This is a genomic window from Cystobacter fuscus (genome assembly GCF_002305875.1).
In the GTDB taxonomy this organism is placed as follows: domain Bacteria; phylum Myxococcota; class Myxococcia; order Myxococcales; family Myxococcaceae; genus Cystobacter; species Cystobacter fuscus_A.
Window position 1 is genome coordinate 12,173,218 of sequence record NZ_CP022098.1, and the last position, 13,298, is coordinate 12,186,515.

Sequence of the window (13,298 nt, forward strand, 5' to 3'; positions counted from 1 at the left end):
CTCACCGCTGGAAGCTTCGGACGAAATCCATCCCGGAGACGACAGAGCCCCCGAGCAGCAGGACACCCATGCCCCGCACCACCCAGGTCATCGCGCGGAGGGAGAAGCGCCGGCCGTGGCGCCACAGCAGGCCCACGAGCGCGGCCTCCCAGCACGCCACGCCCGCGCCCGCGCCGAATCCGAAGGGCAGCACGCCCAGGTGCGTGAAGTGGACGAGCTGCCGCGCGTAGAGGAAGGCAACGACGCCGCTCCAGGTGGCCAGGAGCGTGGGGTTGAGCGCGGACACGGAGAAGCCCACCAGGAACCCCGTCACGTGCCGCTCCGGCTCGAGCGCCGAGTCCCCTCGTGGGGACCACCGGGCGAAGTACACCCCGAGCGCCACGAGCAGCAGCGCGCTCAGGCCCTTGGACACGGGGAGCACGGCGGGGTGCGCGGAGAAGAAGTGGGTGAAGCCCCAGAAGGCCACGGCGGCATAGCAGGCCTCCGCCAGCGCGGCGCCCAGGCCCACGCGCAGGGCCACGCCATGATGCCCTCGCAAGCACTCGGAGAACACCATCACCGCCACGGGCCCCGTCAGCGGCATGGAGCCGATGAAGCCGAACGCGAAGGCGACGAGCACGGTGAGGAGCAACTCCATGTCTGGATTGGAGCACCGAACCGGGCGGACCGGGCGGCCCCGAGCACGCCGCCGCTCTGCATTCAACGCTGCCGCACACGGGGCCCTTGTCCCGGCGCGCCGGGCCGGTACATACGCCCCCAGGAGGATTCCCCATGCGCGACAGCTCGAAGCGTTTCTCACCCCCCGGCCCGCTCGGCTTCGGGGGCGCCCCCCTGGGCAACATGTTCAACCGCGTGAACGAGGAGACGGCCGAGGGCGCCCTGCTGGCGGCCTGGGACAGCGGCATCCGCTACTTCGATACCGCGCCCATGTACGGGTGTGGCCTGTCCGAGCACCGCTTCGGCCGCGTGCTGCGCCGCTTCGAGCGCGACGCCTACGTGCTGTCCACCAAGGTGGGCCGGCTGCTCCTCCCCGACCCGAGAGCGCCCGAGAACCTGGGGCCCTTCCTCGGGGTGCTGCCCTTCCGGGTGCAGTACGACTACTCGGCCGAGGGCGCGCGCCGGTCCATCGAGGACAGCCTGCAGCGGCTCGGCGTGGGGCGCATCGACGTGGCCTACATCCACGACGTGGCCGAGGACCATCACGGCCCGGGGTGGAAGGAGGTGTTCGCCACGGCGATGAAGGGAGCGGCGCGGGAGCTGACGCGGATGCGCGAGGAGGGCCTCATCCGCGCCTGGGGGCTGGGGGTGAACCGGGTGGAGGCCTGCCAGAAGGCGCTGGAGGAGTCGGATCCAGACGTGTTCCTGCTCGCGGGGCGCTACAGCCTGTTGGATCTCACGGCGCTGGACACGCTGTTTCCCGCCTGCGCCGCGCGCGGCGTGAAGGTGGTGGTGGGCGGCCCCTACAACTCGGGGCTGCTCGCGGGCGGCAGCACGTTCGAGTACGCGGAAGCACCCCCCGAGCAGGTGGCCGCGCGCGACCGGGTGGCGGCGGTGTGCCAGCGGCATGGCGTGGACATCAAGGCGGCGGCGCTCCAGTTCTGCGCCGCGCATCCGGTGGTGGCCTCGGTGATTCCCGGCGCCAAGAGCGGCGAGCGGGTGCGCCAGAACGTGGAGCTGATGCGCCAGTCCATCCCCGGCGCGTTCTGGCGGGAGCTGAAGCAGGAGGGCCTTTTGCCCGCGCACGCGCCGACGCCGGGGAACTGAGCCATGCACGACGACTCCCTGCCCACGCCGCCCTCCCTTCGGAGGCGCGGAGGAAGTCCTGGAATTCCGCGTTATATGTTGCTTAACCTGCGCCTCCTCATGAACGCCCGCCTCGCTCCGTCCCCCCGAAGCTCCGCGCCGTGGCGCCGGAGGGGTCAGAACCTCACCGAGTTCGCCCTCATCACGTTCCTCGTGGCCGTGGGGACGATCGGGGTGGTGGGGCTGTTCGGCGACAACCTGCGCCAGCTCTTCGGGACGAGCTCGGAATCCATCGCGGGTGCATCGACCGCGCAGAACGGGGGGACCGCGCCCTCCTCGGACCTGAGCAAGTGGAGCATCAAGGGCGCGAGTGGCGACACGGGCAACCCGGGCGGGAGCTCGAACTCCGGGAGCGCGGAAAGATAGGTCCGTGGGGGTCGAGTCCCGCGAGATGGCCTGTCACGCGGCCTGACTCCCGCCGCCGTCCCGCACCACGAAGGCGAGCTGTCCCGCCTCGGTGCCGCGCGTGGGGGTGAAGTCGAACCGCCTTCCGCACGACGCCTGGGTGTCCGCCGAGACGAGCACGCCTCCTCGAGGGGCGTGCCGCGCCAGTTGCCGCGCCTGATCCATCGGCGAGCCGAGCACCGTGTACTCCCACCGGCCCCCCCGCGAGCCCACGTTGCCCACCAGCGCCTCGCCGGTGGCCACGCCCACGCGCACCTCCAGGGCCACCCGGGACGTGGCCCGCGCCTCCAGCCGGGACCGCACCGCCAGCGCCGCCTCCACCGCGCGCCGCGCATGGTCCACCATCCGCTGCGGATCCCCGAACACCGCGAGCACCCCCTCGCCGCGCAGCGAGTCCACGCGCCCCTTGCGCGCGAGCACCTCGTGCACCACCCCGTCGAGGACCTCGCGCAGCTCGCCCACCACCTCCTCGGGAGGCAGGCGCTCCAGGGCGCCCGTGGCACCCTGCACCCAGGCGAACAGCACCGACACGCGCTGGCGGGAGCCCTCCAGGCTCAGCACCCCCTCCGAGGCGGACACCAGCCGCTCCAGCTCGGCGTCATCCACATAGCCCTCGAAGGTGTGACGCATCCGCGAGCGCTCCTGCTCGTCGGCGGAGATGCGCCCCGCGAGCACCAGACCGAAGACCAGTACCGAGGCCACCATGGGCCCCAGGGGCCCGAGCACCACCCCGCGCTCGGCCAGCAGCAGCGCTCCGCCCACCACCCCGAGCAGCACCACCAGCACCGAGGCGAACGTCAGCGAGGGGCGCAGCACCAGCACCGCCCCCGTCAGCAGCGCGCCACACAGGGCGATGAGCGCGAGTTGCAGTCCCAGGGGCAGCTCGCGCACGGGCCGCGCCTCCAGCAGATCGCTCAGGAGCGAGGCGTGCAGCAGCACCAGCGGCAACGTCTGACCATTGGCGAAGGGGCCCAGGTCGCGCACGCTCTCCGCCGTCTGCCCCACCAGCACGTACTTGTCCTTGAGGTGCTCGGCCAGCGCCGGGGGGAAGACGGGCTCGCGTGCCTGGGCGAGCTCCGCGTAGAGCGCGCCGTAGGAGAGCACGTCCGTGGCCCCGGGCCTGCGGAAGCTGGCCAGCACGGCGCTGCTGTCGTCGGTGGGCACGTGCAGGGCACCCAGTCGCACGCCGTCCGGCTCCTGGAGGATGTCGGAGATGGGCAGCCCCAGGCCCCGCATGTACATGCCCAGCGCGAACGTGGGCAGGGCCCGTCCCGCCAGGTTCGACAACAGGTATGCGCCGCGGACGTTGCCGGAGGCCGAGCGCGCCACCTCCACCTGCGCCACCACCGAGCCGCGCAGCAGGGGCTCCTGGGGCGCGAGCACGCCCTGGCACCCGAAGCGGGGCGAGGGGCCCGGGGCGAGGGAGGAGGACTCGAGCCGCTGGGCCAGCGCCTGGGCCTTGTCGTTGGCCTCGAAGGTACAGGGCGCGGCCAGCACCACCCGGCCGTACCGGGCGATGGCCTCGCCCAGGGCCGCGTCCGCGCTGGGGCCGTCTCGCGCCGGCAGGTAGAGGAAGGAGTCGATTCCGAGCGCCTTCACCCCGGCCCGCCCGAGCGCCTCCACCATCCTCGCCTGGACGTGGCGTGGCTGGGGCCAGCCCACCGTGTCGATGGTGGGCTGATCGATGGCGAGCAGCACCACCTGCTTGTTCCACGGCCGGGGACGGGCCGTCAGCAGCAACCCCTGCGCGCGCTCCTCGAAGCCGCGCCAGGCGTGCGTGGGCGCCAGGGCCATCACGAGCGCGGTGGCCAGCGCGCCCAGCAGCACGCCGCGCCGCACCCGCCGTCGCACCCGGTTCCGGGCGCTCTCCTGCTCGCGCGCGGGGTCTCTCGCGAGCGCTTGGAGCAGCGCCTCCATGCTGGGGAAGCGCTCCTTGGGGTCATGGCTCAACCCACGCAGCACCACGTCGCTCAACCACGGCGGCACGCGGGTGCGGGTGCTCGAGGGCTGGAAGCGCCGGGTCCGGATGTTCCACTCCACTTCCGCGTCGTTGTCACCCGCGAAGGGCCGACAGCCGTGGAGCGTCTCGTACAGCGCCACGCAGAAGCTGAACTGGTCGCTGCGCTCGTCGACGGGGAACAGGAGGGTCATCTGCTCGGGCGCCATGTACCCGGGCGTGCCCACCACCAACCCCGCCCGGGTCAACTCCTGGCCGAGCCACCGCTCCTGTCCGGGTGCGCCCTCGGACCGTGGGGCGTCCGGGAGGCCCTCCCGGGAGCGGGCCAGTCCGAAGTCCGACACCCGCACCGAGCCGTCCACGCCGATGAGGATGTTGCTCGGCTTGATGTCGCGGTGGATGAGGCCCGCGGCGTGCGCGGCGGCCAGCCCCGCGCCTGCATGACGGAAGATCTCCAGGATCTGACGCGTGGAGCGGGGCGTCCGGGACCACTCGCGCAGCGTGGTGCCCTCCACGTATTCCATGGCCACGAAGAACCGGCCCTCGACGTGGAGCAGGTCATGGATGGTGACCACGTTGGGATGCGAGACGCTCGCCATGGCCTGCGCCTCGCGCAGGAAGCGGGTCTTGTGCTCCTCGTGCTCCGGGCGCTCGGACATCCAGGAGTGCAGCCGCTTGATGGCCACCCGACGGTGCAGCTCGGGGTCATGAGCCAGGTAGACGGCGCCCATGCCACCGGTGCCCAGCACGCGCTCGATGACGTAGCGGCCCACGCGGCTGCCGGGCTCGAAGTCCTGGGGTGCGGCGGAGGCCTGGGGTCGCGGCGCTGCCCGGGAGCCCTCGGCGCGCGTCGCGTCCTGGGAGTCCTCCGTGCGCGTCGTGTCCTGGGAGGGAGGCTCGGAGGGCCGCACCGGGGCGGCGGGGCGCGAGTCGCGGGGGGGATCCGCGGCGGTCGGGGCGAGTTCCGCCCGGCACCGCGCGCACCCGCCCAGGTGGGCCTCCACCCGCTGCCGCCGCTCGGGAGGAAGCTGTCCCTGGAGGAAGAGGGAGACCTCGTGCGGCTTCAGACACGCTGGAGAGGGAGGCTGCGCGGAGGGAGGACGAGGCGGGGAGGCCATGGAGGGGTGGTTCGAAGCATAGCCGTCCCCGACTGGACCCGGACGAGCCCGGTGCTCCCCAGGCATGCATGACGGAGACTCCAGGAGGCTACCCCTCCAATCATCGACTGCGAATCGCACGTGCTTCTTCTCGTACACGCACGGCGCCGACACTGGGCAACCAGGGAGAAGGGCGTTTCCACGAGGGGATGGAGGGCCATTGGTTGCACTTACAGCAACCAGGCGTCTCAGCCGCCAAGGGAGCAGAACGGAGGACGGTCCAAAACCCACCTGATTTCAATGGGTTGGATCCATATCTCGATTCTACACACGTACATGTCGAAATCGGCTTGCGGTTACGTCGAATGTACGCATTGTTACGTCAACACAGTTGTGTGCAACCGACGATTCCACTGCGTCTGTCCGCCCATGGAGGGGCATATGACCGCACAACATTCTTCTCCTGATGTCCTCGATGCTCCGCGGGCCCTAGAGCCTATTGCCGCGACCGAGGCCACCCTGCATCAAGTTCAGCGGCTCATGCAGCTCGTCAACCGAGACCTCCGCGACGAAGAAGGTCAGCCTCGATTCGGCCTGATCGGACCCGACTACACGTCCGAGCGACTTCCCGCGGACGTCCTCACCCTCCTGAAGCAACTCCTGGCCATCCTGGCATCGGGAGATGCCGTCACGGTCGTACCCGTGCACCAGGAACTCACGACCCAAGAAGCGGCGAACCTGCTCAACGTGTCACGACAATACCTCGTGCAACTCCTCGATGAGGGGAAGATCCCCTTCCACCGCACGGGTACACACCGGCGGCTCTACAGCAAGGACGTCCTGGAGTACCGCGCACAGAGGAAGCGTGAACGTCGCGCACAGCTCGATGCGATGAGCCAGGAGACACAAGACGCGGGCGGCTATCCCGAGTTGGAATGAGTCCCAGGCTCGTACACTGTGTTTCCCGCCTCATTCCCGGTTGTTCTCGATGCGAACGTGCTCATTCCGCTCAGCATCCGGGACACTCTGCTCCGCGCCGCCAATGAAGGGCTCATCCAGCCCTACTGGTCAGAGGAGATCCTGGACGAGGTACGACGCAACCTCATCCGGGCCCTCCAGCTTCCAGAAGAGAAGGCCACCAAGCTCATCCGCGCGATGAAGGAGGCATTTCCCGAAGCCATGGTCTCGGGACATGACTGGCTCATTCCGGCGATGCGCAATGACGTCAATGATCGGCACGTCCTCGCCGTGGCGGTGCATGTTGGCGCCCAGACCATCGTGACGAGCAACCTGCGTGACTTCCGAAAAGAGCACCTGCCCCCCAGAATCCAGGCCCAGGATCCGGACACGTTCCTCCAGCACCTCTTCGATCAAAACCGGCTCATCATGATGGAAGTGCTGTGTGCTCAAGCCGAGGCTCTCAGAAAGCCTCCCATGACGCTCGCTCAGCTTCTGGATGGATTGGCGAAGTCCGTCCCCGGGTTCGTCGAGGAGGTCCGCCGCCATCGCCCCCTGATTTGACCCCGCTCAACTGCGTTCGGACGGCATTGGCCTCTGCCGTCCTGCAGCATTTCCACCTCGCTCCCGGCTTCAGCCGCGCGAGAACGCGTCGCCGACGATCTGCCGCGCCTCGTTCACCAGCGCGTCCAGGTGCGCCTGGTCCCGGAAGCTCTCCGCGTAGATCTTGTACACGTCCTCCGTACCCGAGGGCCGCGCCGCGAACCACCCGTTGTCCGCCACCACCTTCAGCCCGCCCAGCTCCGCGTTGTTCCCCGGCGCGCGCGTGAGCCGCTGGGTGATGGGCTCGCCCGCCAGCGTCGTGGCCCGCACCGCCTCCGGCGACAGCTTCTTGAGCACCGCCTTCTGCGCGGACGTGGCCGGCTGATCAATCCGCGTGTACAGCGGCGCGCCGAACTTCTTCGTCAGCTCCTGGTAGTGCACGCCCGGGTCCTTGCCCGTGCGCGCCAATATCTCCACCGCCAGCAGGTCCAGGATGATGCCATCCTTGTCCGTGGACCACACGGTGCCGTCGTGGCGCAGGAAGGACGCACCCGCGCTCTCCTCGCCGCCAAAGCCCAGCGAGCCATCCAAGAGCCCGTCCACGAACCACTTGAAGCCCACCGGCACTTCCACCACGCGCCTGCCCAGGTCCCCCGCCACGCGGTCGATCATGCTGCTGCTCACCAGCGTCTTGCCCACTCCCACGTCCTGCTTCCACTGGGGCCGGTTGCGGTAGAGATAGCTGATGGCCACGGACAGGTAGTGGTTGGGGTTCATCAACCCCACGCTCCTCGTCACGATGCCATGCCGGTCCGAGTCCGTGTCGTTGCCGAACGCGATGTCGTAGCGGTCCTTGAGCTCCACCAGCCCCGCCATGGCGTAGGGCGACGAGCAGTCCATGCGGATCTTCCCGTCATGGTCCACGCGCATGAAGCGGAAGGTGGGGTCCACCGTCTTGTTCACCACCTGGAGGTTGAGCCCGTAGCGCGCGGCGATGGGCTCCCAGTAGTCCAGGTTCGAGCCCCCCAGCGGATCCGCGCCAATCGACAGCTTCGCCCCGCGCACCACGTCCAGGTCCACCACGTTGCGCAAGTCTTCCACGTACGGGGTGATGAAGTCGTAGCGCTCCAGATGGGCCACGTTCTGCGCGCGCTCGATGGGCATGCGCCGCACCGCCGCGTTGCCCGAGCCGAGCAGCTCGTTGGCGCGCTTCTCCATCCAGCTCGTGATGTTGGTGTCCGCCGGGCCGCCGTTGGGCGGGTTGTACTTGATGCCGCCGTCCTCGGGCGGGTTGTGCGAGGGAGTGATGACGATGCCGTCGGCCAGGCCCGTCTGCCGCCCCCGGTTGTAGGTGAGGATGGCGTGGGAGATGACGGGCGTGGGCGTCGCGCCGGGCGTGTAGCGCACGCGCACCTCGTTGGCCGCGAGCACCTCGAGCGCCGTGCGCTGCGCGGGCTCGCTCAGCGCGTGCGTGTCCATGCCCAGGAACAGCGGGCCGTTGATGCCCTGCTTCTCCCGGTACTCGCAGATGGCCTGAACGACAGCCAGGATGTGCGCCTCGTTGAAGCTGCGGCGCGCGGCCGAGCCACGATGACCCGAGGTGCCAAACGCCACGCGTTGCTCGGGCTCGCGCACGTCCGGCAGCTCCGAGTAGTACTGCGAGCGCAGGGTGTCGGGGTTGATGAGGATGGAATCGGGAGGGGGCTTGCCAGCGTATTGATGGGCCACGCGGCCACTCTAGCGCCGCGCGCCCCTCCGGCACGTCCCGTTTTCCGCGATGTTGTCCCGTTCACGCCCGCATCAGGGGCTACAGGTGCTGGGGAACGGCCTTGTCTCCAGGGAAGCGGCTGCCGCCCAGTTCCTGGCTCTCCTCGAACATCTGGCTGTCCTCCTCGTAGCCAGAGCCGCCCGTGCCTGGATCCTGCGAGGGATCCTGGTCGCGCACGTCCTCCTTGGAGTTGCTCGTGCCACTCGCGTCCGGGTTCGTCACCGAATCCTCGTAGCCCGAGCCCCCGGTGCTCCCGCGGTCCTCTTGCGGCACCGAGTAGTCGTCATACACGCCCGTGTTGCCCTTCCCGGATTCATCCCCCGCGCCGCCCGTGCCCACCTCGGAGGGCTGCCCCACCTGGGGAACGGGTGCCGGCTCCGAGCGCCGGGCGGACATGTCCGACGAGCACGCCGTCCCCAACGCCATCGCTCCCGCGAAAAGTCCGGTCCACAACAGCCTGGTCCTCGTCATACGCCCCTCCTTCGAAAATTCCGTGGTGTGTGCGCCGAGGCGAATATGAGCAGCGCGCTCGCGAGTGACAGGCGGCCCTCGCGTGGCCGGCCGCTCCCCCGGGAACGGAGCGGCCGCGCACCCGTGGCGTTGGGTCCCCAATCATGCCGCCGTGCGGCATGAATCGAGGAAGTAGAAGAGAACCGCGCCTTCCGTGAACAGCCTCCTATACTGCCGCGCCCAGAGGGGGTTCACCCACGAATGAGCAGCAAGCGCATCCTCGGAATGATTCTCGCGGGAGGCCAGGGCACACGCCTGGCGCCCTTGACGGCCAAACGCTCCAAGCCCGCCGTGCCGTTCGGCTCGAAGTTCCGCATCATCGACTTCGCGTTGAGCAACTTCCTCAACTCGGGCGTCTACTCCATCTACGTGCTCACGCAGTTCAAGGCGCAGTCGCTCACCGAGCACATCCAGCGTGGCTGGCGCTTCGGCTCGGGGCTGCTCGCCGACTACTTCATCACCCTGGTGCCCGCGCAGATGTACCTCTACGAGGAGCTGGGCCCGGTGTGGTACCGCGGCACGGCGGACGCCATCTACCAGAACCTCCACCTGGTGGAGAACTACCGCGCCGACAACGTGGCCATCTTCTCCGGTGATCACATCTACAAGATGAACGTGGCGCACATGCTCGAGCAGCACGAGGCCGCGCGCGCCGACATCACCATCGCCGCCTACCCCACGCCGCTCGCCGAGGCGCACCGCTTCGGCGTCATGCAGATCGACGAGCGCGGCCGCATCACCGACTTCCAGGAGAAGGTGAAGAACCCCCCGGCCATGCCGCACAAGCCCACGCACGCGCTGGCCAGCATGGGCAACTACATCTTCAAGAGGAAGGTGCTCGAGGAGCTGCTGGAGATCGACGCGAAGACCGAGGGCAGCCAGCACGACTTCGGCAAGGACGTGCTGCCGCGCGCGCTGCGCGACGGCTACCACATCCAGTCGTATGACTTTCACTCCAACCCCATCCCCGGCCAGGACCGCGCCAACACGTACTGGCGCGACGTGGGCACGCTCGAGGCCTACCACGAGGCCAGCATGGATCTGGTGTCGGCCAACCCCGAGTTCGACGTCTTCAACCCGGAGTGGCCGCTGCGCACCGCGGTGGAGTTCAGCCCTCCGGCCAAGTTCGTCCACGAGGCGGGCGAGCGCATGGGACGGGCGCTGGACTCCATGGTGGCCGGCGGCAGCATCATCTCCGGCGGCACCGTGCGCCAGAGCATCCTGTCGCGCCGCGTCCGGGTGAACTCCTACTCGCTCGTGGAGCGCTCGGTGCTCTTCGACGAGGTGGACATCGGCCGGCACGCCCACGTGAAGAACGCCATCATCGACAAGGGCGTGCGCGTGCCACCCCACACGAAGATTGGCTACGACCGGGAGCAGGACAAGGCGCGCGGCTTCACCGTGACGGACAGCGGCATCGTCGTGGTGCCCAAGAACTACAAGTTCGACTGAGGCCGCGCGCTCACGCGAACGTGTCCAGTTCCTCGAGGAGGCGGTCCACGTCCGCCTCCGTGTTGTACAGGTGGGGCGAGACGCGCAGGCTGTCACCGCGCACGCTCACGAACACCCGGCGCGCCGCGAGCTTCGCCGTCACGTCCGGGGGATAGCCCCCCGGGTTGCGCAGGCCCATGAGGTGACCGGCGCGCAGGCCCTCGGGCGCCACCTCCAGCCCCATCGAGCGCGCCCCGGACGCCAGCCGCGCCGTCAGCGCGCCCACCGTCTCCTGGATGTCCGCCACGCCCCAGGAGGACAGCTGGCGCAGGGCCGCGAGCGCCATGGGCACGAGCGCGAAGTTGCTGCGCTCGCCCACGTCGAAGCGGCGCGCCCCCGGCTGGAAGTCGTCCCGGTAGTCCACCAGGCGCGCGAAGTCCTCGCTGCCCGCGCGCGTGAGCCAGTTGTGCTCCAGCGGGCGGCCCTCGCGCCAGCGCGGCGCCACGTAGAGGTAGCCCAGGCTGTAGGGCCCCATCATCCACTTGTAGCCCGCCGTCACGAGGAAGTCCGGCCGCACCCGCTCCACGCTCAGGGGCAGCGCGCCCAGCGACTGCGTCGCGTCCACCGCCAGCACCGCGCCCACCTCGCGCGCCCGGGCGCCCACGCGCTCCAGGTCCACCAGGCTCCCATCCGTCCAGTGACAGTGCGGCAGCGCCACCAGCGCCGCGCGCTCGTCCAGCTCGGCGAGCACCGCGCGCGTCCAGTCCCCGTCCGGAGGCCGGCGCACGGTGACCATCTGCCCGCCCGAGCGCCCGGCCAGCTCCCGCCAGGGGTACACGTTGGAGGGGAACTCCTCGGCGAGCACCAGCAGGCGCTGGCCCACGCGCACCGGCACGTTGGACGCCGCCACCGCCATGCCGTAGCTCACCGAGGGCACCAGCGCCACGCCCTCCGCGTCCGCCTCCACCAGGCTCGCGAAGAGCCGGCGCAGCGCCTCCGACTCGGAGAAGAAGTCCTCGGGCCGCAACAGCCAGGGCCGCGCCTTGCGCACCACCGCCTCGCGCCCCGCCTCCGTCACGGCGTGGGACTGGGGCGACATGTACGCGCAGTTGAGCCAGGTGAGGCCCTCGGGCAGGTCGAACAGGTGGCGTTGGCAGGGCAGGCGCATGGGCCCGGAGCATAGCGCCCCAGGGACCCCGCGCCCGCCTTCTGTCTGCGCGTGTCTACTTGCGCAGGCGGCTGAGCAGCCAGCTCCCGCCCGCCAGGCCCAGCACGGTGCCCAGGGTGCGCACGGGCTGGGTGCGCACGCGCGACTCCAGCACGTCCACCCGGTCCGCCAGCAGCAGCAGGGCCACGTGCCGGAAGTAGTGCTCGGGGATGTCATACGCCACGCTCCGCAGAAGACCGCTCAGCCCCCTGGGCGGAATGGCGGTGCTGAAGACGGGCGTCAGCTCCTCGAGCGACGTGCGCTTGAACACGGGCACCTCGGGAGGTGGCTGGCGCTCGGGCTTCTCCCAGTGCGCGCCACCGCGCACCCGGGGCTCGAGCAGCATGGGGACTCCGGGCCGGTTCCTCGGATCCTCGTCCGCGCCCCAGCCATTGATTTCCGTGTGTTCTCGCCGTGCCATGTCCGGTCTCCTCACGCGTGTCCGTGCGGCAACAGCACGCACTTGATGCACCCGTCCTTCTTGCCCGAGAAGAGGTCGTACGCCTTGGACACCTCGGCCAGCGGGAAGCGGTGGGTGATGATGCCCTTGGCGTCGATGCGCCCCGCGCGGATGTGCTCCAGCAGGTGGGCCATGTAGCGTTTGGTGTTGCACTGGTTCATGCGCATCGTCAGGCCCTTGTTCATCGCCGTGCCGATGGAGATGAAGTTGAAGGGGGGCCCGTACACGCCGATGATGGAGATGGTCCCCCCCTTGCGCACGGCGTTGATGGACCAGTTGATGGCCGTGGGCGAGCCCGCCTGGAGCTTGAGCTTCACGCCGAGGATGTTGTTGAGCGTCTCGCCCTCGGCCTCCATGCCCACCGCGTCGATGCACACGTCCGGCCCGCGCCCGTCCGTCATCTCCTTCAAGGTGGAGATGATGTCCTCCTCCTGCTTGAAGTTGAGCGTCTCCACCTGGCTGTACTTCCTGGCGAACTCCAGGCGGTAGGGGATGTGGTCCACGGCGATGACGCGCCCGGCGCCCATGAGCCACGCGGACTTCTGGGCGAAGATGCCCACCGGGCCGCAGCCGAACACCGCCACCGTGTCCCCCGGCTGGATGTTGCCCATCTCCGCCCCCTGGTAGCCCGTGGGCAGGATGTCGCTCAGGAAGAGCACCTCCTCCTCTTCCATGTCGTCCGGAATCTTCATCGGCCCCACGTCCGCGAAGGGCACGCGCACGTACTGTGCCTGGCCGCCCTCGAAGCCGCCCGTGGTGTGCGAATAACCATACACCCCCGAGGCCAGGTCGCTGTTGGGGTTGCTGCTCTCGCAGTTGGCGAACAGGCCGCGCTTGCAATAGAAGCAACTGCCGCACGAGATGTTGAAGGGCACCACCACCCGATCCCCGGGCTTGAGGTTGCGCACCGAGCGGCCCACCTCCTCCACCACGCCGGCGAACTCGTGGCCGAACGTACACCCCACGCGCGTGTCCGTGACGAGCCCGTGCAACAGGTGCAGGTCCGAGCCACAGATGGCCGTGTGCGTCACCCGGACGATGGCGTCATTGGTGTGGAGGATGACCGGATCCGGCTTCTTGCCCACCGACACGCGGTAGGGCCCTTCGTAGACCATCGCTTGCATGCACCACTCCTGCTGCCGCGGCTTGCCCGCCGCGGG

At 69.4% G+C, this 13,298-nt stretch carries 12 protein-coding genes; 5 read left to right on the plus strand and 7 right to left on the minus strand.

Annotation, left to right across the window (positions count from 1 at the left end):
* Position 1 precedes the first annotated feature (1 nt).
* The gene (locus CYFUS_RS49445) at positions 2-637 is read right to left on the minus strand and encodes a LysE family translocator (protein ID WP_095991591.1); all 636 of its coding nucleotides are present in this window, start codon (positions 635-637) and stop codon (positions 2-4) included.
* Between the two features lie 134 nt (positions 638-771).
* Between CYFUS_RS49445 and CYFUS_RS49450 the strand changes: the two genes are divergently transcribed.
* A complete protein-coding gene (locus CYFUS_RS49450; protein ID WP_095991592.1) occupies positions 772-1,764 on the plus strand; it encodes an aldo/keto reductase in 993 nt (330 codons plus the stop codon).
* A gap of 75 nt (positions 1,765-1,839) precedes the next feature.
* Complete coding sequence (locus tag CYFUS_RS49455; RefSeq protein ID WP_095991593.1) at positions 1,840-2,169, plus strand: Flp family type IVb pilin; 330 nt, start codon at positions 1,840-1,842, stop codon at positions 2,167-2,169.
* A gap of 33 nt (positions 2,170-2,202) precedes the next feature.
* Here CYFUS_RS49455 and CYFUS_RS49460 read toward each other — a convergent pair whose 3' ends face one another.
* Positions 2,203-5,283 carry a protein kinase domain-containing protein gene (locus CYFUS_RS49460; RefSeq protein ID WP_198316403.1) on the minus strand — a complete coding sequence of 1,027 codons (3,081 nt, stop codon included), beginning with the start codon at positions 5,281-5,283 and terminating at the stop codon, positions 2,203-2,205.
* A gap of 420 nt (positions 5,284-5,703) precedes the next feature.
* On the opposite strand from CYFUS_RS49460, the gene CYFUS_RS49465 reads away from it, so the two are divergent.
* Both CYFUS_RS49465 and CYFUS_RS49470 read left to right on the plus strand, forming a co-directional pair.
* Positions 5,704-6,201, plus strand: coding sequence for a helix-turn-helix domain-containing protein (locus CYFUS_RS49465; RefSeq protein ID WP_232537262.1), 498 nt, complete (start codon positions 5,704-5,706; stop codon positions 6,199-6,201).
* A gap of 18 nt (positions 6,202-6,219) precedes the next feature.
* Positions 6,220-6,783 (plus strand): PIN domain-containing protein, encoded by a 564-nt coding sequence (locus CYFUS_RS49470; RefSeq protein WP_095991595.1) that lies wholly within the window; start codon positions 6,220-6,222, stop codon positions 6,781-6,783.
* Positions 6,784-6,852: 69 nt separating this feature from the next.
* On the opposite strand, the gene pgm is transcribed toward CYFUS_RS49470, so the two are convergent.
* Both pgm and CYFUS_RS49480 read right to left on the minus strand, forming a co-directional pair.
* A complete protein-coding gene (gene pgm, locus CYFUS_RS49475) occupies positions 6,853-8,490 on the minus strand; it encodes a phosphoglucomutase (alpha-D-glucose-1,6-bisphosphate-dependent) (protein WP_095991596.1) in 1,638 nt (545 codons plus the stop codon).
* Positions 8,491-8,569: 79 nt separating this feature from the next.
* Positions 8,570-9,001: a hypothetical protein gene (locus CYFUS_RS49480; protein WP_095991597.1), complete on the minus strand. Its 432-nt coding sequence runs from the start codon at positions 8,999-9,001 to the stop codon at positions 8,570-8,572.
* Positions 9,002-9,241: 240 nt separating this feature from the next.
* Here CYFUS_RS49480 and glgC point away from each other — a divergent pair, with 240 nt between their 5' ends.
* Positions 9,242-10,492 carry a glucose-1-phosphate adenylyltransferase gene (gene glgC, locus CYFUS_RS49485; protein WP_095991598.1) on the plus strand — a complete coding sequence of 417 codons (1,251 nt, stop codon included), beginning with the start codon at positions 9,242-9,244 and terminating at the stop codon, positions 10,490-10,492.
* A gap of 10 nt (positions 10,493-10,502) precedes the next feature.
* Here glgC and CYFUS_RS49490 read toward each other — a convergent pair whose 3' ends face one another.
* Genes CYFUS_RS49490 through CYFUS_RS49500 form a run of 3 tightly spaced genes read right to left on the minus strand, consistent with a single transcriptional unit; the run spans position 10,503 to position 13,262 of the window.
* Positions 10,503-11,639, minus strand: coding sequence for an aminotransferase class V-fold PLP-dependent enzyme (locus CYFUS_RS49490; RefSeq protein WP_095991599.1), 1,137 nt, complete (start codon positions 11,637-11,639; stop codon positions 10,503-10,505).
* Positions 11,640-11,694: 55 nt separating this feature from the next.
* Complete coding sequence (locus CYFUS_RS49495; RefSeq protein ID WP_198316404.1) at positions 11,695-12,099, minus strand: hypothetical protein; 405 nt, start codon at positions 12,097-12,099, stop codon at positions 11,695-11,697.
* Positions 12,100-12,110: 11 nt separating this feature from the next.
* Positions 12,111-13,262 carry a zinc-dependent alcohol dehydrogenase gene (locus CYFUS_RS49500; protein ID WP_095991600.1) on the minus strand — a complete coding sequence of 384 codons (1,152 nt, stop codon included), beginning with the start codon at positions 13,260-13,262 and terminating at the stop codon, positions 12,111-12,113.
* Positions 13,263-13,298 lie beyond the last annotated feature (36 nt).

Excerpts from the sequence above, each read along its gene's own strand:
- CYFUS_RS49445 (WP_095991591.1), bottom strand. The coding sequence starts at position 637 with ATGGAGTTGCTCCTCACCGTGCTCGTCGCCTTCGCGTTCGGCTTCATC.
- CYFUS_RS49450 (WP_095991592.1), top strand. The coding sequence starts at position 772 with ATGCGCGACAGCTCGAAGCGTTTCTCACCCCCCGGCCCGCTCGGCTTC.
- CYFUS_RS49455 (WP_095991593.1), top strand. The coding sequence starts at position 1,840 with ATGTTGCTTAACCTGCGCCTCCTCATGAACGCCCGCCTCGCTCCGTCC.
- CYFUS_RS49460 (WP_198316403.1), bottom strand. The coding sequence starts at position 5,283 with ATGGCCTCCCCGCCTCGTCCTCCCTCCGCGCAGCCTCCCTCTCCAGCG.
- CYFUS_RS49465 (WP_232537262.1), top strand. The coding sequence starts at position 5,704 with ATGACCGCACAACATTCTTCTCCTGATGTCCTCGATGCTCCGCGGGCC.
- CYFUS_RS49480 (WP_095991597.1), bottom strand. The coding sequence starts at position 9,001 with ATGACGAGGACCAGGCTGTTGTGGACCGGACTTTTCGCGGGAGCGATG.
- glgC (WP_095991598.1), top strand. The coding sequence starts at position 9,242 with ATGAGCAGCAAGCGCATCCTCGGAATGATTCTCGCGGGAGGCCAGGGC.
- CYFUS_RS49490 (WP_095991599.1), bottom strand. The coding sequence starts at position 11,639 with ATGCGCCTGCCCTGCCAACGCCACCTGTTCGACCTGCCCGAGGGCCTC.
- CYFUS_RS49495 (WP_198316404.1), bottom strand. The coding sequence starts at position 12,099 with ATGGCACGGCGAGAACACACGGAAATCAATGGCTGGGGCGCGGACGAG.
- CYFUS_RS49500 (WP_095991600.1), bottom strand. The coding sequence starts at position 13,262 with ATGCAAGCGATGGTCTACGAAGGGCCCTACCGCGTGTCGGTGGGCAAG.